The 22,947-nt window shown below is 43.8% G+C and carries 21 protein-coding genes and 1 pseudogene; 6 read left to right on the top strand and 16 right to left on the bottom strand.

Translation table 11 applies throughout. The features are described 5' to 3' along the window. Nucleotides 1-295 precede the first annotated feature (295 nt). Entirely contained in the window at nt 296-904 is a 609-nt protein-coding gene (locus R8N47_RS11765) for a MarC family protein (protein WP_017635732.1), read from the bottom strand. Nucleotides 905-1,183: 279 nt separating this feature from the next. Next, nucleotides 1,184-1,609, bottom strand: coding sequence for a TraR/DksA C4-type zinc finger protein (locus R8N47_RS11770; protein WP_064354628.1), 426 nt, complete (start codon nt 1,607-1,609; stop codon nt 1,184-1,186). A gap of 190 nt (nt 1,610-1,799) precedes the next feature. On the opposite strand from R8N47_RS11770, the gene zigA reads away from it, so the two are divergent. After that, nucleotides 1,800-2,999, top strand: coding sequence for a zinc metallochaperone GTPase ZigA (zigA, locus tag R8N47_RS11775; protein WP_064354627.1), 1,200 nt, complete (start codon nt 1,800-1,802; stop codon nt 2,997-2,999). A 147-nt stretch (nt 3,000-3,146) separates the two neighbouring features. On the opposite strand, the gene R8N47_RS11780 is transcribed toward zigA, so the two are convergent. Together R8N47_RS11780 and R8N47_RS11790 are read right to left on the bottom strand one after the other, a co-directional pair. Then, nucleotides 3,147-4,361: a CobW family GTP-binding protein gene (locus R8N47_RS11780; RefSeq protein ID WP_064354626.1), complete on the bottom strand. Its 1,215-nt coding sequence runs from the start codon at nt 4,359-4,361 to the stop codon at nt 3,147-3,149. Nucleotides 4,362-4,884: 523 nt separating this feature from the next. Beyond that, nucleotides 4,885-6,144 carry a peptidoglycan DD-metalloendopeptidase family protein gene (locus R8N47_RS11790; protein ID WP_054579012.1) on the bottom strand — a complete coding sequence of 420 codons (1,260 nt, stop codon included), beginning with the start codon at nt 6,142-6,144 and terminating at the stop codon, nt 4,885-4,887. A 147-nt stretch (nt 6,145-6,291) separates the two neighbouring features. Between R8N47_RS11790 and R8N47_RS11795 the strand changes: the two genes are divergently transcribed. Next, on the top strand, nt 6,292-7,164 hold the full coding sequence (locus R8N47_RS11795) for an aspartoacylase (protein WP_064354625.1): 873 nt from the start codon (nt 6,292-6,294) through the stop codon (nt 7,162-7,164). Nucleotides 7,165-7,371: 207 nt separating this feature from the next. Here R8N47_RS11795 and R8N47_RS11800 read toward each other — a convergent pair whose 3' ends face one another. The 6 genes from R8N47_RS11800 to R8N47_RS11825 all read right to left on the bottom strand — a co-directional run bounded on the left by R8N47_RS11800 (nt 7,372) and on the right by R8N47_RS11825 (nt 12,670). After that, nucleotides 7,372-8,385 (bottom strand): CobW family GTP-binding protein, encoded by a 1,014-nt coding sequence (locus tag R8N47_RS11800; protein WP_064354624.1) that lies wholly within the window; start codon nt 8,383-8,385, stop codon nt 7,372-7,374. Further along, a complete protein-coding gene (locus R8N47_RS11805; RefSeq protein WP_017635738.1) occupies nt 8,375-8,935 on the bottom strand; it encodes a carbonate dehydratase in 561 nt (186 codons plus the stop codon). Before R8N47_RS11805 ends, R8N47_RS11800 begins: the two co-directional genes overlap by 11 nt. 44 nt (nt 8,936-8,979) lie before the next feature. Continuing rightward, the gene (locus R8N47_RS11810; RefSeq protein ID WP_047104476.1) at nt 8,980-10,314 is read right to left on the bottom strand and encodes a dihydroorotase; all 1,335 of its coding nucleotides are present in this window, start codon (nt 10,312-10,314) and stop codon (nt 8,980-8,982) included. A gap of 82 nt (nt 10,315-10,396) precedes the next feature. Beyond that, nucleotides 10,397-10,867 carry a Fur family transcriptional regulator gene (locus tag R8N47_RS11815; protein WP_017635740.1) on the bottom strand — a complete coding sequence of 157 codons (471 nt, stop codon included), beginning with the start codon at nt 10,865-10,867 and terminating at the stop codon, nt 10,397-10,399. 4 nt (nt 10,868-10,871) lie between these two features. Beyond that, nucleotides 10,872-11,540 carry a DUF1826 domain-containing protein gene (locus R8N47_RS11820; RefSeq protein WP_017635741.1) on the bottom strand — a complete coding sequence of 223 codons (669 nt, stop codon included), beginning with the start codon at nt 11,538-11,540 and terminating at the stop codon, nt 10,872-10,874. Between the two features lie 335 nt (nt 11,541-11,875). Next, nucleotides 11,876-12,670 carry an AraC family transcriptional regulator gene (locus R8N47_RS11825; protein ID WP_054729357.1) on the bottom strand — a complete coding sequence of 265 codons (795 nt, stop codon included), beginning with the start codon at nt 12,668-12,670 and terminating at the stop codon, nt 11,876-11,878. Nucleotides 12,671-12,792: 122 nt separating this feature from the next. Here R8N47_RS11825 and R8N47_RS11830 point away from each other — a divergent pair, with 122 nt between their 5' ends. Continuing rightward, a complete protein-coding gene (locus R8N47_RS11830; RefSeq protein WP_064354623.1) occupies nt 12,793-13,599 on the top strand; it encodes a sulfite exporter TauE/SafE family protein in 807 nt (268 codons plus the stop codon). A 123-nt stretch (nt 13,600-13,722) separates the two neighbouring features. Here R8N47_RS11830 and R8N47_RS11835 read toward each other — a convergent pair whose 3' ends face one another. The 4 genes from R8N47_RS11835 to R8N47_RS11850 form a co-directional block, all read right to left on the bottom strand. Beyond that, a complete protein-coding gene (locus R8N47_RS11835) occupies nt 13,723-14,742 on the bottom strand; it encodes an alpha/beta hydrolase family protein (protein WP_206949092.1) in 1,020 nt (339 codons plus the stop codon). Nucleotides 14,743-15,141: 399 nt separating this feature from the next. Continuing rightward, entirely contained in the window at nt 15,142-15,444 is a 303-nt protein-coding gene (locus R8N47_RS11840; protein ID WP_054574367.1) for a hypothetical protein, read from the bottom strand. A gap of 205 nt (nt 15,445-15,649) precedes the next feature. Further along, nucleotides 15,650-16,588 carry an alpha/beta hydrolase gene (locus R8N47_RS11845; RefSeq protein ID WP_064354622.1) on the bottom strand — a complete coding sequence of 313 codons (939 nt, stop codon included), beginning with the start codon at nt 16,586-16,588 and terminating at the stop codon, nt 15,650-15,652. A gap of 72 nt (nt 16,589-16,660) precedes the next feature. Continuing rightward, nucleotides 16,661-17,575, bottom strand: coding sequence for an alpha/beta hydrolase (locus R8N47_RS11850; protein ID WP_017821078.1), 915 nt, complete (start codon nt 17,573-17,575; stop codon nt 16,661-16,663). A 128-nt stretch (nt 17,576-17,703) separates the two neighbouring features. On the opposite strand from R8N47_RS11850, the gene R8N47_RS11855 reads away from it, so the two are divergent. Continuing rightward, nucleotides 17,704-18,633, top strand: coding sequence for a LysR family transcriptional regulator (locus R8N47_RS11855; RefSeq protein WP_064354621.1), 930 nt, complete (start codon nt 17,704-17,706; stop codon nt 18,631-18,633). Nucleotides 18,634-18,702: 69 nt separating this feature from the next. Here the strand turns inward: R8N47_RS11855 and R8N47_RS11860 are convergent, their stop codons facing one another. Continuing rightward, nucleotides 18,703-19,896: an acetate/propionate family kinase gene (locus R8N47_RS11860; protein WP_005386205.1), complete on the bottom strand. Its 1,194-nt coding sequence runs from the start codon at nt 19,894-19,896 to the stop codon at nt 18,703-18,705. A 363-nt stretch (nt 19,897-20,259) separates the two neighbouring features. On the opposite strand from R8N47_RS11860, the pseudogene R8N47_RS28840 reads away from it, so the two are divergent. Then, nucleotides 20,260-20,580: pseudogene (locus R8N47_RS28840) on the top strand (GGDEF domain-containing protein); the annotation flags it as partial. A 140-nt stretch (nt 20,581-20,720) separates the two neighbouring features. Then, a complete protein-coding gene (locus R8N47_RS28845; RefSeq protein ID WP_262640094.1) occupies nt 20,721-20,882 on the top strand; it encodes an EAL domain-containing protein in 162 nt (53 codons plus the stop codon). A 100-nt stretch (nt 20,883-20,982) separates the two neighbouring features. Here R8N47_RS28845 and R8N47_RS11870 read toward each other — a convergent pair whose 3' ends face one another. Further along, nucleotides 20,983-22,914 (bottom strand): DEAD/DEAH box helicase, encoded by a 1,932-nt coding sequence (locus R8N47_RS11870; RefSeq protein ID WP_064354618.1) that lies wholly within the window; start codon nt 22,912-22,914, stop codon nt 20,983-20,985. Between the last annotated feature and the right edge of the window lie 33 nt (nt 22,915-22,947).

The raw sequence follows: 22,947 nt of genomic DNA on the forward strand, positions 1-22,947 counted from the left end.
GTAGTGCCTAGGCGGAGAAATTATCGATATTATTTTCTAGCAGCTAATGTTTGAGTATTGGCACAGCTCAATGGGGCAAGTGTTGCTCCAGTTCCCCATCTGATTTATACCCTCAACATCTATGTATTTTAATTTCAACTTTTCCGTGATCCTCTTAAACAAGGTCGTCACGAATAGCCTGAAGGATTACATCCGGCTAAAAGTAACCGCCAGAAAAGTGATTGTCAGGTGGTCGGTCATCTCGCCGTAAAATTAGCTCTTAACGCATACCTTCAGCTCAGTTTGCGAAAAAGCCTTAAAGGTCAAAGTAACTTTCAATCCCATTCAGAGTGTTGGTCGTGGCCACAGCGGCTAATATCAACCCCATGATCCGACTTACAGCACTAGCTCCTGTATTCCCAATAATCCTGTGTATGCCGCTGGCCATTAATAGCAAGATATAAACAACCAATAGTACCAGCAGCATCATAGCCACTGTCTGGACTTGCTCCCAAATATTAAACCGCACGTTCTCTGTGAGTAAAACGGCGGCTAATATTGCGCCAGGGCTAGCAATTGATGGAATGGCTAGAGGAAAAACTGCTGTATCATGATGACTATTGAGCGTTCTGATTTCTTCTGCTGGTTTACTCTCACCAAATATCATAGTCAAAGCAAACAAGAACAATACGATACCGCCCGAGATTTGAAACGCAGACAAGGGAATACGCATTGCTGTAAGTATGATTTCACCAGCAACAACAAAAAACAGTAGGATAGCAGCGGAGAATAGAGTCGCAAAAAGAGCGACCTTACGCTTTGCCACTTCTTCATAGCTTTTTGTGGCTGCGATAAAAACGGGCACAGTACCTATGGGATCGATGACAGCAAAGAAAAAGATAAAAGTTGCCACAAAGTCAATCATGCTACTTTCTCCAGTACCAATTTAGCTTTAAGGATAGAAGATCAGCTTGAAGTAGCAGAGAAAATGTTTGACGCTAACATAGCGAGAGCTCATTCAGAAAAACAAAAATGGTGCGTTATTTACAATACAGAACTTACTTCTATCCTATCGATAACTATTAATATCTCAAAGGTAATGACTACCATACCTAACGGTAGTCGCCATCGCTTTAGACTTCTCAGAGAACATCAAAAAAACAAGTGAACGAGAAGAATATCGACGTCATAAGATAGTGAGGCTTTAGTGTTTATACCAGTGCTCTTTTGACTCCATTTGAGCTTTTACTTCTGCACTATATTCAGCAGTAGGTCGTGCCAATAACCTTGGAATGCCGATAGGTTCTCCGGACTCTAAACAATAGCCATACTCCCCTGCGCGCAAGCGAGCCAACGATCGTTGAATCTTAGGTAACAGCTTTTGCTCTCTATCTATGATTCTTAATGCGATTGCAGATTGCTCCTCACTGGACGCCCTATCGCTTTCGTCACTGAATTCCATTGGCGCAATCATCTCTTCTTTCGCGCGTTCAATATGCGCTAACGTCAATTCATAAAGCTCAAATAATCGGTTTTCAAAAAACGCGAGCTGAGCTTCATTCATATAATCCGCCTCGGGCGCTGCAAGAATTTCTTCTTCTGTCATGACATGCTTTTTCTCTTCGTTCATAGAACCTCCACACCGAGATAAGAGTTCGATCTCTAAATTCCGGACATCTGAACCTGTGCAACTAAACGACAAATAAAGCCGCCAATAAGGTGCAGTGCTCGACACACTCACAAACTGCTTGATGCCAGAGTTAAGATCACCGACTATATTAATTGTTATATTATAACATTACACTATAAAGAGCATGAGCATGAACACCCAGAAACTCCCTGTTACGGTTTTGTCCGGCTTTCTAGGCGCAGGAAAAACAACCGTTTTAAGTCATATTCTTAACAATAGACAAGGCAGAAAAGTCGCGGTCATCGTCAACGACATGAGCGAAGTCAACATCGATGCAGCGACCGTTCAGAATGAAGTTTCTCTCAACCACAGTGAAGAAAAGTTGGTTGAAATGAGTAACGGTTGCATCTGTTGTACCCTGCGTGAAGATCTGCTTGAAGAAGTCACTAAACTCGCGCAAGAAGGCAGATTCGATTACTTAGTTATCGAGTCCACTGGCATCGCCGAGCCACTTCCCGTTGCAGAGACTTTTACGTTTGCTGATGAAAACGGGCTATCACTTTCAGACGTTGCACGTTTAGACACCATGGTTACGGTGGTTGATGCGATTAACTTTCTGCGTGATTACGATGAAGCTAAGTTCTTAACAGAGACAGCCGAATCATTAGGTGAAGACGATGAACGCAGCGTTGCTGACTTACTCGTTGATCAAGTAGAGTTCGCTGACGTTATCTTGATAAGTAAAACCGACCTTGCTGAGAAATCAGAAATCGAAAGGCTTCTTGCGATTCTTAAAACTCTTAATACATCGGCCACTATTCTTCCTATCTCGAATGGTGAAGTAGAACTTGATGCGGTACTCGACACACAAAGCTTCAGTTTTGAAAAGGCACAACAAGCCCCAGGTTGGTTGAAGGAAATGCGAGGCGAGCACATACCGGAAACCGAAGAATACGGCATTTCCAGCTTTGCCTATCATGCGAGACGCCCTTTCCATCCAGAGAAGTTTTACGACTTCCTCCACAATGCGAAAGATTACGGCAAACTGATTCGTTCCAAGGGTTACTTTTGGCTAGCAACCAGACCAGAGTTTGTCGGTCAATGGAGCCAAGCGGGAGGCATCGCACGTTATGGTGTTGCGGGTATGTTTTGGAAAGCGATTCCGAAGGAGGAATGGCCGACGGATCAAGATTACCTAGATGCTATAAACGACATTTGGCAAGAACCATACGGCGATATGCGACAAGAATTGGTGTTTATTGGTCAGGGATTAGAGCAAGAGAAATTGATTGCTCGTCTTAACGAATGCTTGTTAACAGAAGATGAGATAGAGCAAGGGCTCGACTATTGGTTATCTCTGGAAGACCCTTTCCCTGAATGGGAACAGTAAACGACTGAGATACAAAAAGCCTCCCACCATTCGGGAGGCTTTTTCGTTACACAGAGCCAATTTTGGTATACCGAGCCAATTCAGTAAGTCCGTTCTCGAAACAACCCGAGATTCAAACATGTAGCGAGGGAATCCTCACCAGTGCATTCAAACCGTCTTCTTCTGGCTCAACTTAGCTATTTTCTTTGGCCAAGGATCTTCAAATGTTGCCCCTTGTTGCCATTGCTCCAATTCCACATCCGTTAAAAAGCAGTTTTCCAGCGCATCAATAAACACATCGACTTCGTTTTCTTGCCCAATCACCGTTAAGCGACAACGACGATCACCAAAGCGGCTTTCAACGCTGTCTATCTTATCTTGTAGGATTTGACGATGTTCCTCTGTGAAGTTTTGCGATTCGTCATTGATTACCGAAGCGCGCCAAAAGCCTGTAATTTCAAGCCCCACATTGCCGTTTGCTTGGCTCCAAAGTAGTGAAACATCGTCTCGAGTTGGGAACCAAAAGAACCCCTTACTGCGGAACACACCTTTAGTTAAATACTGATGGCAGGTATTCCACAAACGCGCAGGATGAAAAGGTCGATCATCTTTGATCACTTTGGCGACAAGGCTTTGTTCGTCTTTATCAGAGAGATTCAACGGCTCATTCGCCGTCTCACGAAGTTCTGCGGTTAACTGCTCAACGAGGAAGAAATTGTAGTCTTGCTCACCTTTCAACATGCGGATATCTAAGTTTCCCCATGACGTTTTGATTATCTCGGTGTAAACATTAAGCGGGTGAATCGCCTGCGCGATGTTGCGAACGGTATTGTCGTCCACTTTGTCCGTCTTGGTGAGCATGATACGGTTTGAGAACATGATTTGCTCTACCAACAAGTTTTCAACGCCGCGAACACCCTGCTGCACGTTCTCCTGCCACTTAGGGATTAAGGCAGAACCTTGTCGATAGTCATCTCGCAACCAAGTCGCATCCACCAACGTAATTACGTCTTTGAGTGCGAATTGTGCGTTACTTTTGAAGTACTCGACCAAAGGTAAAGGATGACTGCTGCCCGACGTTTCAATCACAACCCATTCTGGCGATTTTTCTGCGCAGAGCTTTTTAAGGGCTTTATCGAGCTGCTTTACACCACTCAGGCTGCTGATGCTGTCTCCACTGATCGTAACAAAGTTGCCCTGCTCTTCACTCACCGCATCGGTATTTAAGATAAGCACGCCATCGACGTCTAACTCACTCATGTCATTAACAATAACGGACAGATCAATACCAGAAGAATCGGCTTGTTGAAGAATGTTGCGTAAAAACGTGGTTTTCCCGGACCCGAGAAACCCATGCAAAATGGAGACTGGAATTGATGGCATACTTTTGACCTACAAACTCTGGATGAACGCATGTTATAACATAACAGCTTGGTGAGTTATAGAAGGAATCCAATTGCTGTCTTAGACGCAAAACTTAAGAATCGGTAAAGATCACAGGGGCTGATTTCTCAGAACTCTCCTTCGTTTCTCATCACGTTTCATCACCAGCAAAGGTCTGACTATTGATAAAAATAATAAGTGGTTACAAAACGACCATTGCTTTGTTTATAAAATTGGAGAAAGATGACAATACAGCGATTTATAGGAGGTGGTGTTATGACTTTAGTTCTTACCGTTCTTATTTTCCTAAGTTGTATTGCGATGCTCGCGATTGGTGTGATGTTTTCACGTAGGCCGATCAAAGGCGGAGGTTGTTGCAAAGTGTCCGATGTTGCGGATGTGGGCGCACGTAAAAGAAAAAATCGCAGTCATTATTCTTCTAGGAACACATATTGACACTCACCTATTGCTCCAACCTCACAACACAAAATAGCATAACTGAGCCCTAACAAATTGTCGGGACTCAGTTTTTCGTTTCTACTAGATAATCAAACTCTGATACTCGCGCCAAAAACGAAGGTTTCTGGATGTTAGGAAGCGACTTCGCGATAGGTAAGTCGGCTTTCATTGCATCAACCGGACGATTACGAACTAAAACTTCAAAATGTAAATGTGGTCCGGTTGAACGACCAGTATTCCCAGAGAGGGCTATTTTTTGCCCACGCTTTATAACTTGACCTTTTTTAACCAAGATTTTATTCAAGTGTAGGTAACGAGTTTTGTACACACTGTTATGTTCAATCACTAAATAATTACCGGCATAAGGGTGCTTGCGGACCGCAATTACTTTTCCATCCCCAGTAGAATAAACTGGCGCACCGATTGGTGTCGCGAAATCCGTTCCGTTATGCGGGGTGACTCTTCCCGTCACTGGGTGTTTACGCTTAGGGTTAAACCCAGAGGTGATTCGGCGGTATGCCCTATCGACAGGATAACGGTTAAACGCTCGCTCCAAACTGTTACCAGCTCTATCATAGAACCGTCCATCCTCGGCTAGAAATGCAGCGACTTCGCCCCTCGCTAAGTTAAAAGAAATAGCCTTAATCTCACTATTGCCAGTTTTGTGTTCACCTAAATATTGCTGTTTCACTAATATATCGAAACGGTCACCGGCTCTAAGAGATCGCGCAAAATCAATCTTATCTTTCATCACCTGCGTAATATTTGCGACGTGGCCTGATGCCAATCCTACTCGATGTGCCGAGACTGAAAAACTCCCTTTGATTTCTCCCGAAAATAAGGTTTCACGCCATTCCCCTGAAATTTCCTGAAATTCGTAAGAGAAGGAGCCATCGTTTTCTCTAGTGTAGATAGCCTTCTCTACAAGGCTCATATGATAAATTAGTCGACTCAATTGCCCCATGTCATCCATCACTAATTCAAGCTCTTCTCCGGGCTGAATCATATCTAGCTGGAGGTGATCAAGATCAACTGAGAGAATTTGCTGCAAAATACCGTAAGGGAGACCCAATTGAGCGAAGATACCACTGAGCGTATCTCCCACTTTAACTATATAGTGTATTTGTTTAGGTTTAGGCAACGGAGTCAAACTGACATCTGAGGGAACCACTATCTTTGATGATGGAGGTGGTGACGAATCACTGCTTTGATTCAGTTGAACGCTGTGACTATCTTGATTTGGCTCATCCTCTGTAGGTAGAAGCAAAGCGACCGAAAAACAAAACACAGCAACGATTAAAGCAATAAATTTAAACTGACTCATGAGAAACTAAGTATCAATAACAATGATTGTTATGTTATAACATATCTAGGATTATTTTTACTCAGTTTAGTAAACGTTTATTCAGTTCACTGGATTGGCTAAGAGAAGACCAGTCATTCACCCCATTCTCTTTGAGAAGGCTCAATAATGAACACATTCAATTCAGCACTTATCGTTGCAGGAACACACGGAAACGAACTTTCTGGTATTTATTTACATAAACTAATCAAAGAAAAACGTTACTCTGTCAATAGATCAACCTTTTCAGCCTGCTCGATCATCGCAAACTCCGAAGCAGTAAAACACAACGTCCGATACATCGATACAGACTTAAATCGCGAGTTCTCAGCAATGAATAGCAATCATTGTCCTGATTTGCATGAAAGCAAGATTGCACATCAATTTATCGAGAAATATGCAAACCAAGAAAAACTGTTGATTGTTGACCTGCACAATACAACAAGCAATATGGGAGCGACGTTGATTTTGCTTTCTAACGATGTGTTTTATCGGAAACTGGGCGCGTACGTCAAACAACGAATGCCATCAGCACATGTCCTTTTCGAAGAGCGAAAAGAATGGCAAGAGCAACCTTACCTTTGTACTGCTGGGCAATATGGAATAATGATTGAGGTCGGGGCGCAAGCACATGGTGCGCTAGAGTACAGTACGTTGGAGTTGATGAAACAGATGCTTACCGCAGTATTGGACTATGTTGAAAAGCACAACCTCAACCAAATAGGCTTACTGAGCGATTATGAGGCATTTTTTTACACCGAAGAAATCAGGATTCCACTTGATCAAGAGGGTATGCGGCAAGCACTAGTACACCCTACTATTTGTGGCAGAGATTTTGAGGCGGTCAAACCAGGAGCACCTTTATTAGCGACTTTCGCTGGTTATGATATCCATTGGAATGGCAAAGGGGAAATTTACCCGCACTTTATCAATGAGAGCGCCTACAGTACCGCAAATATAGCAATGGCCCTCGCTAAAAAAAGACGTGTTTCTTCCGGGTAACTTAAAGCAAGTAATTAGGCCACGTGTAACGTGGATACCTCACACCATGAATAAAACTGTGCCTGAACCGCATAGGCAGAAAATACGGGTACTAACCCCACCCTAATACGGCAGCATAAGTGCCCTAAGCGCAGCTTTAAAAGAAACCCCACTAGAATTTTAAGGAGGTAAGACATTATGGTTAAAAGGAGAGTTTTCTCTTTTCTATCATGATGCCTTCTCCAAACATCGAAATAATCTATCTTCAAATTGGTCATCTAGACCGGAAGAGATCAGTTCTAGGCGGCTTTCTGAACACTCGTCTAGTTCAAACTCTGTGAGTCCATCTGATGTTAGATTGTAACCAAAAATACCGCTTCCCGTGATAAAAACCGCTTTCATTCGTTCGACCTTGAGGTCGAGCAGCAATAATCTCAGCTTTTGATGATCGAACACGTTTTCAGCGGATATAAGCCAACCGATACTGTAGAAACCTTCCCCCTGATTGGTTGCTTTTAGAATGCCGCTCTCAGGCATAGGCAACTCAGGAACAAGTGACTTTTTCTCTCTTTCACGATAAAGAACAGAGGGCGTTTTTTGCACGTCAATACGAGTCGCTCCCCCACATTCATGAAAAGGGATAGCGCCATGTTCAGCGAAAATCACTTTTGTTTCCCGCAGACCGAGCTTTGCTATATAAGCCGTCAGCTTTTGCTCATCTTCATCTTGATAGAGATCGCGCTTATTACCTACCACTGTATCTGCGATAGTGATTTGCTGGTTAAACGTTTCATGCTCAGTGTACTTAGGATCCGATAGTTTACGTGCATCGACTAAAGTAATGTTTTTTTGCAAAGCGAGAATTTGACGATAATACTCGGTCGATAGCACTTGCAGTACTTCTTTAGGATGACCAAGACCTGTAGGCTCAATCAACAATCGATCTGGCCTTGCTTCAGACAATAATTGATTTAAAGCGATTTGCATCGGAAGACCTGCTGCACAGCACATACATCCCCCGGGGACCTCTCGAATAAACACTTGGTCTTGTTGTTTTTTTTGGCCTTGTAACAAGCTGCCATCAATACCAACTTCGCCAAATTCATTGACCAATACAGCCCAACGTTCATGGCTAGGTTTATGGGTCAATAAGTGCATTATTGCCGATGTTTTCCCCACCCCGAGAAAGCCAGTGATGATGTTAGTCGGCACTCGCGAAATCAGTGGCTTATTAAAGTTCATTGGCAATTCTCCGGTAGCCTTGGACTAGTTCATGGTTGGCAGAAACGACGGATTCGGAAAAAGCTGAATATTCTGGCGGCACTTTAGAGATACTCTCTAAATCAAAACCGACACCAATATTGGTCATCGGTGGTACATGGAAATAAGCGGGTAAATCGAGGCCATCGACGACACAGTTATGACGAATAACACACCTCTCACCGATGACGCTATTGAACACGACGGAGTTGAAGCCAATGAAAACATCATCACAAACCTGGCAAAGACCATGAATAATCGAACGATGAGCAATGGATGAGCGCTCACCAATGGTCACCGCAGCCCCTGCCTTAGAGTGAATTACGACACCATCTTGGATATTGGTGTCACGTTTGATGACGATAGCTTCCATGTCTCCATGGTTATTAACTTCGTCAGCTCGAATAACAGCATAGGGTCCAATAAAAACGTTATCCTCAATAATGACTTTGCCACAGATAATAGCGGTTGGATCGATAAAGGCTGTTGAGGACACCTGTGGCATATGGCCCGTTGGGTTTCTTCTTAACATAATGCTTCCAGTTTGTTTATGGCTCTTTTTTTACGGTCAGCGACTTAACGATTGAAGGATAAACGCATCGCTCCAGCTGGTTTATCGATGACTTTGTTATTGGCATAAACTAGCGCGCCATTGACCCAAGTCTTTTGAATTTGAGCTGAAAATTCATGTCCAGCAAAAGGCGACCAACCACAGTGATATAAACTGTTTTCGTTGCTAACTCGTGTTGGGGTATGAGCATCAACCAACACCAAATCGGCGTAGTAACCTTCACGAATAAAACCTCGGCCTTGAATGCCATAGCGAATGGCCGGGTTGTGCGCAGTTTTTTCGACTACTTGAGTCAAACTCATATGACCTAAACGGACATGCTCGAAGAGAGTAAGTAACGCATGCTGAACTAACGGCAGTCCGGCTGGAGCCTGCTCGTAAGGCACTTGTTTTTCTTGCCAAGTGTGAGGAGCGTGATCTGTTGCAATGATATCTATTTGCCCCGTATTTAACGCTTTTAACAACGCATCGCGGTCACTAGGAAACTTGATTGAAGGATTACATTTGATCAAATTACCAAGAGCGCCATAATCTTTGTTGCTGAACCAAAGATGGTGAACACAAGCCTCCGCGGTGATTGATTTATCTCGAATGTCTCCCTCGTCAAAAAGTGCTAGCTCCTTCGCCGTTGTGATGTGCAGCACATGCAGTTGGCTGTGATACTTTTTGGCAAGTTCTACCGCATAAGAAGATGAAGCGTAACAGGCCTCTTCGTCACGCAAAATGGGATGGTCTTCGATAGTGAAACCTGGCTTCTTAAGCCTTTGCTTTTGCTGGTTTTGTTTAATAACAGTCCCACTTTCACAATGAGTAACAATGAGTACTGGAGAGTCACGAAAAATTGACTCTAACGCTTGCGGATCTTCGACTAACAAATTTCCTGTTGATGCCCCCATAAATACTTTCACACCACAATGTTGTTTGGGGTTAAGTTGTTTAATCTGTTCAAGATTGTCTTCGGTTGCACCGAGGTAGAAAGAATAATTCGCAAACGAGCTTTCTTTAGCGAGAGCGAACTTGCGCTCTAACGAGTCAATAGTCGTTGTAGCCGGACTAACATTGGGCATTTCCATGTAGCTTGTAATACCGCCGGCTACCGCTGCCCGCGACTCGCTTGCAATTGTGCCTTTATGTGTCAACCCAGGTTCTCGGAAATGCACTTGATCGTCAATCATGCCTGGCAGTAAATAAGCCCCTTTAGCATCAATTACAATATCTCCGTGTTGTACGGATATATTAGTAGCAATCTTGTCAATTCGTTGATCAACAATACGTAAATCTGTTTCGGTAATGGCTCCTTCGTTAACCACCCGAGCGTTTTTAATCAATGTTGCTGACATAATTCATTCTTTTAGATAATTTGAAAAGGTGGCCAATACTCGGTCACCTTGTGAAGCTATAAGGGGAGATCGTGTGTCTGCCTCATAGGGGGCGGTTTGCGCATTCATCGCAAACACAGGAAATCTCAAATTGTGGGCTAAGAACGGTGAAGCCTTCTTGTATGGCTTTCGCACATACGCTAGAAATAACATTGGCTTCAACCGCTATTTCACTAACCTTTCCACACTGAGAGCAAATCAAAAACTGTGGAACGCCATGCTTCTGATCGCACGCGATTTGAGAACAAACGACGTATTTACTAGATGTATTGAGCTTATGGACAAAGTGCTCTGCTTCAAGGAAATCGAGTATTCGATAAACCGACATCGCTTGAATGTTTTGAGAAAAGTTGTGATTGCAGTAGTCAACTAGTTCGTAGGCAGAAAGCGGCTTCTCCGCATATAGCAGTGAAGTCAGTATCAATTTCCGTTTAGTAGTGAGTTGTTTACCTCGCAGCAGGCAGATTTTCTCTACCTGCTTCATGACGTCATCTACCGTTTTGAGCTTTCTCATATCTCTAGATGAAATCCAATGTGAGTAGTAAGCGACGTTCATTGTCTGCAACATGTGGAGAGCGATGTATAAGTCCAGTGGCTTCATTGCCTTCCCAACCACTTCCTTTGAGCAGGGCAACATCGCCAGGCTGCATTCGTCGTATTGCACTTTCAGAGTCGTATAAGCCCGATAGGTGATCAGGTTGACCGAGACTACCGGCACCGAGTTTAGTGCGATCAATGGTATCGTTGGTTAACCATTCGGTCGCTCGGCCGGTATAAGTTATGACAAGTCTGCAAGGCACACGATCAAAGTGAAATTTCGGGCACATCGGGCTGTCTAGGCGAGTTAGTCTCAAACCTGCTTCTTTAACCTCAAACAAACAGCAGAACATATCGACGATTAAAGCAACATCTTCACTCAGCGCATCAGCACACGCATAGCCCTCTAACTTGCTTCGTACCCATTGTGCAGCATCATCTGGCGTGACACTTTGTACCAGTGCCAATCTAGGCTCCTGAGCCAGCATCAGATTAATGTCCTTCGTCAACTCTTTCGAGAGCGTTCGCTGCCATATGGCAATATTGTGCTCTGGTTTGTAGATGTCGCTAAGTATGTTCGCTGATGTCGATATCGCCAACGATGATGTTTTTTGGACACGAAGCGGGTTCTCAACTACATCAATGCTCATATATCTTCCTCCCAAGCGTTAAAAAGGTCAGGTAAAGGTTTTAATAACGTTGATTTTCTAGGGCTATGAGACCTAGTAATCGTTACGATTTCGCTCTAGTTCACGGACATATTGACACAGTCCCACCCCATGTAGAGTCAAGTCAGACAACGCTTGTGAAGAAATCAACGTTTACTCTCAATAGGAGACTACTGGTTGTGAGATCAATTCTTTAAACAACAAATTGTAGAGCCCCAAACAAGGCAATGTTATAACATAACAATTAATCTTTTCAATATTTACCTTTTTTGATTAAAGATAATTAGGGGAACATCATGAGCATGCGAGCACGGAAATTATATTCCGCGATTAGAAAAGTAACGCGTAGGTGAATCGCCATAGACCCGACGAAACATCGCGATAAAGTTGCTGGGCGTCGAATAACCTAAAGCATGTGCAATATCTCCCACCGATTCCCCTCGAGCTATCATTTCTAATGAATGTATTAGCAGTACTTGTTGCCGCCATTCACTAAAACTCATGTTTAACTCACTTCGAATCAATCGTCTTAACGTCCGAGATGAGACTGCCCCAATATTGGCCCAATGCTCTACAGAATGCTTGCTGTTTGGGTCTATTAAAATTGCTTGAGTAACTTTTTGCAGTCTCGGATCTCTGGGCAGCGGGATGTGGAGTGACTCATGAGGGCTATTGACGATTTCATCGGATATTACGGCAAGAATACGTAAAGACTGTATGGATAGATCGTCTGTTTTGCTCCATATCGATGCTCTAACCGATAGGGCTTTCAACACATCGCTCATTTGGATAACACAAGGTCTCATTGGAAACCGCTCACAACTCTCTGGAGTAAACAGTAATGAACGACCTTTCAGAGAACCACAAAAATAAACACTGTGCATCGCACCCGGGGGGATCCAACCAGCTCGGTGAGGTGGTAGTATCCACGTTCCTTCATCGGTTTTTACCTGTATTAGCCCTTCATCTATACACAGTAACTGGCCTCGATGATGACTGTGCCAATTATGTGGCCGTTGATCCAAATGGTTGAAGTCGCTCCTTTCATGCTGCCACTCCTTAGCGATCAGTGCGGCGCCATTTTTCCATTCGCTGTAATCAGAGTTTGTCACTTTATTTACTCAATTCCATTTTGGCCATTATTCATTATTTTCTGTCCTCTTAACGTTACCATAGCAAGTTCACGTTCGAGTAACATTTTAGCAACGACCATTTTATCGAAGGCAGAACCATCATGAACGAACCTATCTTTATTATCTATTACATTACAGCAGGCTTGGGCATTGGCTTTCTCGCAGGACTCGTTGGTGTGGGTGGTGGTGGAATGGCCGTCCCTATTTTTGCGTTTCTATTTTCACTACAGGGAATAGCTGATACGGAAGTAGTGCATCTTGCGTTGGGGACATCAATGGCTTCGATGATTGTTACAACATTGGGCAGCATGCGCGCTCACTACAAAAAAGAGAATGTAGACTCGACAATGGTAGTAAAAATGTTGAGCGGAGTTCTAGTCGGAACATTTTGCGCCACATTCGTAGCATCGTATCTACAAGGCGTCTATCTGGCAGGCTTTTTTAGCGTATTCATGTTGTATGTTGCTTATAAGATGTTCCTCAACACTGAAAATGAGTACAACCCGAACCCACATGGAGCTATCGGTAATATCACTGTAGGCTCGGTGATTGGCTCTGTATCAGCACTTGTCTCTATAAGCGGTGCGGGGTTGATCATCCCCTATCTTGTCCAGCAAAATTTTGAGGTAAAACGTGCTATTGGTACCTCTGCTGCGATAGGTTTCCCTATCGCGCTGTCAGGAAGCCTCGGTTACATGTTAAACGGATGGGGAAACACAGATTGGAACAACTTAGTATTAGGATACATATACCTTCCTGCAATGCTCAGCTTCTCCATTAGTAGCTACTTAACTACTAGCCTCGGCGTGCGTTGTGCAGCGTATTTCCCAAATAAAGTTCTTAAGAAAATCGTTGGTATTTTGTGTGTTCTTCTAAGTTTCAAAATGTTGGTACAAGTACTTAGTTAGAGCAAATAACACGGTCACTAGTAGGCCTTGCACTATGGTGAAAGGATAAGCCTGCAAAAACTTACTTCTCGCTTTGCTGGTCCAAGCACACAATGTGTAAGAAAGCTCCTCATTGTTGCACTCTTATGACTTTGTTAACCTGGCCAGAATTACATCCAAAATGTGCTGATGATTGTCCTTTCTGGAAACCTCGTCACGCTCCTGGCAAAGTGCTTCCTCCCCTTCTGATGCGAGAATTTTAATGCCACGCTCAGTACATTCTGAGAACGCACTAAACTGACTCGCACTGGGGATCTCTTGAAACGTCACATTGGGAAGAGCAACAAGTGATTCGGCTGGTGTCAGTGCGGGATGTAGCCGATCAGAGAGCGCCACCACGGTGATAGCATTGTTCATCAAGGCCAGAGTTTCAGGGACAAAAGTTTTCGTTAGCTCAGGGTTGATAACGACGACCGATTTCAGTTTGTTTTCAGACTGAAATCGGGGGAATTTTTGATCCGGGATGCTGGTAATATCAACGTTATTTTCACGTAACCAATGACAGTCTACATTGGTGGCGTTGTGACACGATGTTCGATACTTCTCCGGGCTTATTTGCGCTCCGGAGAGCATCAGCATAGATGTGCCGCCCAGAAAAAAGCCGACCCCCTGCACTGCATCAGTATCTACGCCTGCGGACAGTATCCCGACCGAACTTAATTCGTTCAGCCCAAGCACCAAATCACTGGTTCTGAATGTGATTTCATCAACAGCCATTTCTGCATTGATTTCGTTCGGTGCAGGAGGCTTTGGTACCACAACGACATAACCTTGTTGCGCCAGGCTCGAGGCTATCCAACCACTGTGGGAAAACGCTGACCGTGTTCCGCCCTGCGACAAAAGCACAACGGGAAATTTTCCACTTGCTAAAGGGGCATCTAACTGCGTTTCGACTGATTTAAAAATGTTCCCCCTACCAAACGAGAAGTTGTTTTTTTCGTTCGTTGTGGGATACCAATAATAGACTTCCACAGGCTTGTCTCTGTCTTCACTGAATCCCGTTTTGACTGTTAGCGCAGAATGGTATTTCGGCTCATTCGTACTGGCGCTGACACTGACACATAATGTAGCGAGTAGAAAAGACATTATTATTTTGGTTTTCATTTTTCCCTCAGCTGGCAAACACACTCTTCTGCACGGCATCTGAAGATAACGAGCAGAAGAATATCCATATATTTTGCGAAACATAGCAATTAAGCTATTCATAGTCGAGGTAACCCAAAGAAAATGATAGACCGCTCCAGCTAGAGCCTTTCTTTTCAATAATTTTCTGCGGATATCCACCATGCAGAAGTTTGTACTTTACTCATTGTAAACGACTAATCATGGCCTCTTAAGGCAACATTAGAAAACCAACCGTATTCACAATCCATAACTCCATAACTCATAGTTACACCGATGTATATCTAAGTGAGCTGAAGCTTCATTGCCCATCCAGTGCCCTTTGCATTTTTATAGCAAGGTAGCCAAGCACCATTTTATTACGGACCATTGCTGCCCGCACTAACACTTTTGTTTTGTATCGTAACTGATTTGCTTACTGACGTTCTTTAGTTGCACTCCTGCCTTATTAAATGCCTTTTGAATAGTTGTGGAAACATGCTGGCGGCCCTCTCCTTCAAAAAAGTTAGCTCGATCTTGCTTCGTTTCGAATACGCAGACTATTTCTAAACTTTGTGGAAAAGAAGAGAATTTGACGGTATGAGTCACCCAAAGAAAGCCATCGTAGCCTTTTAGCGTATCTTCACAAACTTCGGTCAACACTTCTCTAATTAGATTCTCGACCTTCTTATCTGATTTGCGCATAAATTAAACTTCATTCCTATCTAACGCCTTTAATTAGGTTTCAGTGTACATTGTCTTAAACAGTATTTGGCAGTGGTATTTAGTCAATAGCCTGTAGATGAGGTTATTCGCACGAAGATTTACCGACCTACTCGCTTCGAACTACATCTTACGCTGTTAAAAATAAGCGCTTTGCAACTCTACAAAACGCTTCTAACTTATTAGATTATTTTAAGTGTGTTTCAAGGAATGCAGAAACCTTGTCCATTGCAATGCCGACTGCTTCTGGATGGTCATACAGTTCATAGTGAGACCAGTTTTCCAAATTAACCAGCTGTCGGTCTTTTGATTGAACAGAGCGGCCATAAATTTCCTGCCCATCACGATAAGCACCAAACGCCCCGACTTTTTGCCCTACCACGGCCATAACAGGCTGAGTCAATAACGTTTCGGCAAATGCAAAGGCATCCCAGCTCAGTGTTTTCTGTGCATGTGAAAACAGCATACGAGTTGCACCACCTTCGGTTTGTCCACGTGATGTTTTGTAGTATTCAGTAGCTTCGAACACGTCTCGTTCTGTTAATCCATTTTCTTTTGCAAATTCAATATTTGGAGGAAGAAGTTCATCGATTTTCAGCTCTGAGCCGCGAGCTTCGGCTGTTCTCTGTGCAGCCATAGCTTCAAGATTGGCGATAGGGTCGTACATACTAAAGCCTTCACGGAACATGCGGCCTAAGTTAACAGGCGTAATACCTACGACAGCTTTCAAGCGCTTTTCGGTTAGGGCTGAATTGATCATGTAACCACCACCGCCGCAGATACCGAGTCCACCAATTCTATTCTCATCGACATATGGTAAAGTTACTGCATAGTCGATAACGCGACTGATATCTTCAACACGTTGACTTGGGTCTTCTACGTAGCGAGGCAATCCCCCCGATTCTCCTTGGAAGCTCGCGTCAAATGCGATCACGACGTAACCTAACTCAGCAAGGGCTTTACCATAGACAGCGCTGGATGTTTGTTCTTTACAACTACCAAAAGGATGAACACTTATCATTGTTGGGTAGCGTTTCGATTCATTGAAGCCTTCTGGGAATAAAATTAATGCAGACATATCCCAAGACATATCAGCATTTCTAAAAGTGATTTTTTGCATATTCATAATCAATACCTTAAGAGTAAAAAGCCTTGAGAGCAGAAAGGCTCGAAGCAATTGAGCCTTTCATCGGGAATATTAAAGAGTGCGTTGGAAGAAAGATGCGAGTTGGGATACTGCGTCATCGACGTATTCGGCAACATCATAAAGCGACATATGGTTTGCACCATCAATGGCATACAAGGTTTTATCTGAACTCGCTGCACGCTCTATCAGGTCATCACTCATCCATTTGCTGCCTGCGTCACTACCAACGACAGCAAGAATTGGCTGAGTTAGGAATGCTTCCGCTTTGTGGTACGCATCGTAAGTAATGATCTGGTTTAAGTTACGAGTTAGAGCAAAACCCGGCGCATTTGGATGTTCACAACGTGGTGTGTGGTAATACTCCCAAGCTTCGCGTAGCTCTGCATTTGAGGCATCTTCTTCACGCATCGGAGCTAGAGGAATAGTCGCGAATTCTGTACCATTCGTGTCGGTTGTGCGAGCATTCGAACCAAATTCTAAGTAACCAACAGCGTCAGCATCGTTAACCGAATTATCCCAACCATTACGGAACATTTGGCCAATGTTTACGGCACTAACCATACCCAGTGCTTTGATTCGACGATCATTGATCGCTGCATTTGCACTATAGCCCGCACCAGCACAAATCCCCATTGCGCCAATTTTATCGTTATCGACGTACTCTAACGTTGTCAGATAGTCGACGACTGCGCTCACGTCTTCAGTACTCGTGTAAGGGTTTTCCATTTGGCGAGGCTCACCTGTACTTTCACCTTGATACGAACGGTCAAACGCAATGGCAATTATGCCGCTTTTTGCAAGTTTACTCGCATATAGGCCTGCGGTTTGCTCTTTTACGCCACCACCTGGGTGTGAAACAACAACTGCAGCATATTGTTTACTTGCATCAAAATCTGTAGGGAAGTTGATAACCGCTGAAATCTCAATACCTTGACCATTGAGATTTTTGAAAGTGACTTTAGACATAGCGACATTCTCCATTAGAGGTTAACTGTTCATCTCAGGCTGACCTGAGCTTCGAGGTAATATTAGTCAACACACTGTTTCGGATAAATATCGTTTTATCTACATGACTGTTTAGTTATACTTAACAAATGAGAATAGAACCTTCTTTAATTTCATCACTGACGTGGTTTGCACATATTGCTCGCCATCGCAGTTTCACTAAAGCAGCCTTAGAAATGGGGGTAACCCGTGCTGCCTTATCACAACACCTAAAAGCGTTAGAACAACAGCTACAAGTTCGGTTAATTAATCGAACCACCAGAAGTATGTCGCTGACAGAAGAAGGCCAACGTCTGCTTGATATTTTGCAACCTTCATTGATGAACATTGAGCAGGTCGTTAACGAGTTGAACGACTCTCATCTTGAGCCTTCGGGATTAATCCGTATCAGTGTATCAAGAACCGCTGCTCGGCTGCTTATTGAGCCCTATCTAGGTGAGTTCCTCTCTCGTTATCCTAAAATACGCCTAGAGCTAATCATGGATGATGGGTTTTCTAACATCGTCGCAGAAGGCGTTGACGCTGGCATTCGCTTAGGATTAAGCTTAGATGAACATATGGTTGCGGTCCCTATTACTCCGCCGTTAACAACGGCAATAGTGGGCTCTCCTGAATACTTTAGGCAAAATGGACTACCTCAAACTCCTGAGGATTTAGAAGATCACAATTGCCTTGCTTATCGTTTTACCTCTAGCGGAACAATTGATCATTGGTCGCTAACCTCTCCAGATGTTGCAAAGCGCACCCTCGTTTTCGAGCCTAAAGGCAATGCTATTTTTAATGATGACTATAGTATGTTACAAGCTGCAATACAGGGTGTGGGTTTAGTGAAGCATATTGATTTATGGGTGGAAAAGCACATAAATCAGGGAAGATTGACCCGAGTTCTGACACCTTGGTGCAAAGAGTTTCCTGGGTTTTATTTATATATACCTTCACGAGAGCATATGCCGAAAAAAATCCGCGTCTTGATGGATTTTTTAATCGAAAAGCGCGAAGCTCTGAAACTCAAAGAGTAATTACCAAATTGCTTTAAATAAAAAAAGCGAGCACGAGGCTCGCTTTTAACTTTCTGTTTTCGTTATATATTACAATAGCTCAACCGATTGTTTAGCTATCACAAATTCCTCGTTAGTAGGAATAACAAGAGCTTTGGCACCTAACAACTCAGATGTTGCAATAACACCTGCGTTACCAAATCTTGCATCTTCGTTACCTTTCTCATCTTCAACAAAACCTAACAGCTTTAGGTTTTTCAAGATTTCACGACGAATTGGTAGTGAGTTTTCACCAATACCACCAGTGAAGATGATGCCGTCTAATGAATCCAGAGCCGCTAGGTAGGAAGTAATGTATTTCGCAACGCGGTAAGTGAAGATCTCAAATGCCAACTTCGCACGTGAATTCCCCGCTTCCATTGCTTCTAGTACGCCACGAGCATCACTTGTCACACCAGATACACCTAAGAAACCTGACTTCTTGTTCATCATCTCGAACACTTCGTCTTTTTCCCAGCCTTTACGGAAAAGGAACTCGATAACACTTGGATCAAGGTCACCACAGCGAGTGCCCATCATTAGGCCAGCTAACGGTGTCAAACCCATACTTGTATCAACACATTCGCCATTTTTAACCGCGCTCACTGATGCACCGTTACCTAAGTGCACAGTGATAAAGCTGCTTTCTTCAACCGGCTTATCTAGCATTTTCGCTGCTTCACGGCTTACGTAGTAGTGGCTTGTACCGTGAGCACCGTAACGACGCACTTTATGCTCTTCGTAAAGCTCGTAAGGAAGTGCGTACATAAAGGCTTTGGCTGGCATTGTTTGGTGGAAAGCAGTGTCAAATACAGCAAATTGAGGCAGTGAAGGGAACGCCGCCATTGCCGCTCTCATGCCTTCAGCGTTCGCTTTGTTATGAAGTGGTGCAAGTTCAGCAAGGCGCTCTACTTCTTGAATAACTGTTTCATCAACTTTCACAGTTCCTTTAAAGGTTTCACCGCCTGCGACAATGCGATGGCCTACAGCGACAAATTTTGAGCTCAAACCTAGAGTTTCGAGTAGTTTTACCACTCGCTCAACAGCGTACTGATGATGGTTACCGCCAGCAGGAATTGCTTCAACGGTTTTTTCTCCCTGATATTTCCAACTGATTTCAGCTTCAGGTAGGCCAAAACACTCACCAATACCTGATACCAAAGCTTCACCGGTTTCAGAATCAATAACAGCAAATTTTAATGAAGAGCTACCAGAGTTGATCACCAGTACAAACGAATTAGACATGAAATAGTTATCCTGTTGTAGAGCAGAGGTTGTAATAGCGCTTGTGCGCTGCGTACTTCTTGTTTGCCCCTCTATTATTCAATAATTTTTTAATCTTTCAACAATCTTTTAGTAAAAGCGATTTGATTGAACAAATTTTGTTGATCTGTAGCAAGTTTTGATTTTATTTGAAGACTAAAAAATATCACTTGTTAAACATAGTTTATGAACAGGTCAATTTGTACAAAGTCAGGCATATAAAACACGTTGTTTATTGGGTTAACAAAAATAACAAACCAATCAATAAATCGGGGTAATAATGTGCTCACTATTGCGTTTCTACTAGTGATCTTAGGTTTGATTTTGCTCTGCTGGGGATGGCAGATGACAAAAAACATCTGCTCGAAAACTGACGTAACCGGGTGGACTTACCTATTATTGTTAATCAGCTGTTTCATTTTTGCTTATGCCGTTTTTTTGCACGCCATCATGCAAAAACCTATTGCTTCTCTCCTAGAAACGGGGGTTTCTCTTATACTTTTTGGCGGCAGTATCTTTGTCGTGCTGGTGATTAAGTGGAGCAACGATTCGATATTAGAGCTTCATACCGTTGCTGAAAGAGAGAAGCGCAATGCTGTCCATGACGCTCTTACTGGGCTCCCTAATCGTAAATACTGCTTTGAGTCTATCGAAGACATGACACAACCTGAAGGCCAATGACTGATTCAAATTATGAGATAACCTCAAAAACGTCGAAAGATTGATAATACGTTTCAAGGTAAGCTGGTTAATTTCTTTTCACAGCAAGCCGCACTGAAGGCTCCCGCTCTATCGTTGAGAACACGATTGCGCTAGCACATGGATTAGGGTATTCGGTCGTAGCAGAAGGCGTTCAAGACATGGACACACTGCATTTTTTGAGAAGTCGAGGCTGTGACATCATTCAGGGTTACTTGTTCTGTCCTGCCCTTAGACGAAGTAATAAGTTGGGTAAACAAACACGATGAAAAGCAAAACCGTATTAGACGCGCATAAAAAAGCCGAGCGCTTTGCTCGGCTTTCAATTCTTTTTGTAGCAACTTAAACCGTCGCTTTAATCACTCGTGATTATGCGTCTGTACGACGGCCACGACCGTGACCACGTTCACCACGATGTGCACCACGGTGATCACCACCACGGTTGCGATCGAAACGACGTTCGCCACCTTCACGATTACCATCGCGGTTGCCGTCACGGTTACCACGGAAACCACCTTCGCGACGACCGCCTTCACGACGATCACCACCACGATTGCCGCCTTCGCGGTTGCCACGGTAACCACCGCCATCACGACGACCACCATCGCGACGACCACCGTCACGGCGACCACCACGAGACTCGCGGAAATCATCGAAATCACATACTACAGCATCAACATCTTGTTGACGGATACGTAGTTTGCTTAGCTTGTTCGCCGCGTCTGAAGTCATTGCTTTAGGTAGCTGTACGAATGTGTGACCTTGAGCTAGCTTGATCGCACCGATAGAACCTTTACCTAGACCTAGTTCGTTTGCTAGAGCGCCAACGATGTCTTTAACTTGAACGCCTTGCTCACGACCAACTTGAAGCTGGTAAGTATCCCAGTCTTGGTTGTTGAAGTTACGACCGCCGTCGCGACCACCTTCACGGCGCTCTTTACGACGTTGCTTGTCACGCTCAATTGCTTCAACCATTGGGTCTTCGCCAATGTAGAACAGAGGACGTTTGCCTTGCTGACGCTTAAGAAGCATAGCAGCAAGTGTTGCTGGGTCGATGTCTAGAGAAGTTTGTAGTTTCTCTACCAGCTCAGCAAATTTGTCTAGTGCTTTGTGCTCTTTCTCTGCTTCAAGCTCAGCGCCTAGCTTAGCTAGACGAGCTTCAGCAACTTGGTCACGTAGAGGAAGTTGGATTTCTTCCATAGATGACTTAGTTACACGCTCGATAGTGCGAAGCATACGAATTTGGTTAGTGCGAACTAGAAGGATCGCTTTACCCTTACGTCCAGCACGGCCAGTACGACCGATACGGTGGATGTATGACTCAACATCAAATGGGATGTCGTAGTTAAATACGTGCGTAATACGTGGAACGTCAAGACCACGAGCTACAACATCAGTTGCAACTAGGATGTCAATAACACCTTGTTTGATGTGATCAACAGTACGTTCACGTAGAGACTGAGGAATGTCACCGTGCAGTGCAGCTGCTTTGAAGCCACGTGCAGATAGCCAGTCAGCCAGACGCTCAGTATCTTGACGAGTACGTACGAATACGATTGACGCGTCAGTTTCTTCAGTTTCAAGAAGACGAGACATCGCTTCATCTTTCTCTACACCTTTCACTACCCAGAACTGTTGTTGAACTTTGTCTACAGTGTGGTTTTTACCAGCAACGTCAACCGTTACAGGGTCACGAAGGAAGCGTTCAACGATCTTCTTCAGCATTGGAGGCATAGTTGCAGAAAACAGAACGCGTTGTGCTGACTCTGGAGCGTGCTCCATGATCGCAGTTACGTCATCTACGAAACCCATGTTTAGCATTTCGTCTGCTTCATCAAGAACGAAAGTACTAACTTCGTCTAGGTGTAGACGTTCGCGATTGATAAGATCTTGAACACGGCCTGGAGTACCGACAACTACATGAGCGCCACTTTTAAGAGCACGCATTTGGTCGACAATAGATGCGCCACCGTAAATCTCTAGAACTTTCAAACCTTTGATATTTTTACCAAGGTTTTTCATTTCCGCTGCAACCTGAATTGCCAGCTCACGAGTCGGAGCAAGTACAATCGCTTGCGGTTTGCGTTGGTTTAGATCGAGTTTGTTGAGAAGAGGCAGAGAGAACGCTGCTGTTTTACCTGTACCTGTTTGAGCTTTACCCAGCGCGTCAGCACCTTCCAATAGGTGTGGGATTGCCGCAGCCTGAATTGGAGTTGGTGACACGAAACCCATTCCGTCTAGAGCAGAAAGGATAGAATCATTCAGAGATAAATCACTGAATTGAATAACAGAATCTTGCATTGGGATCCTACTTAATTAAACAAAAAAACAGTC

It is taken from the genome of Vibrio sp. 2132-1, from assembly GCF_033344315.1.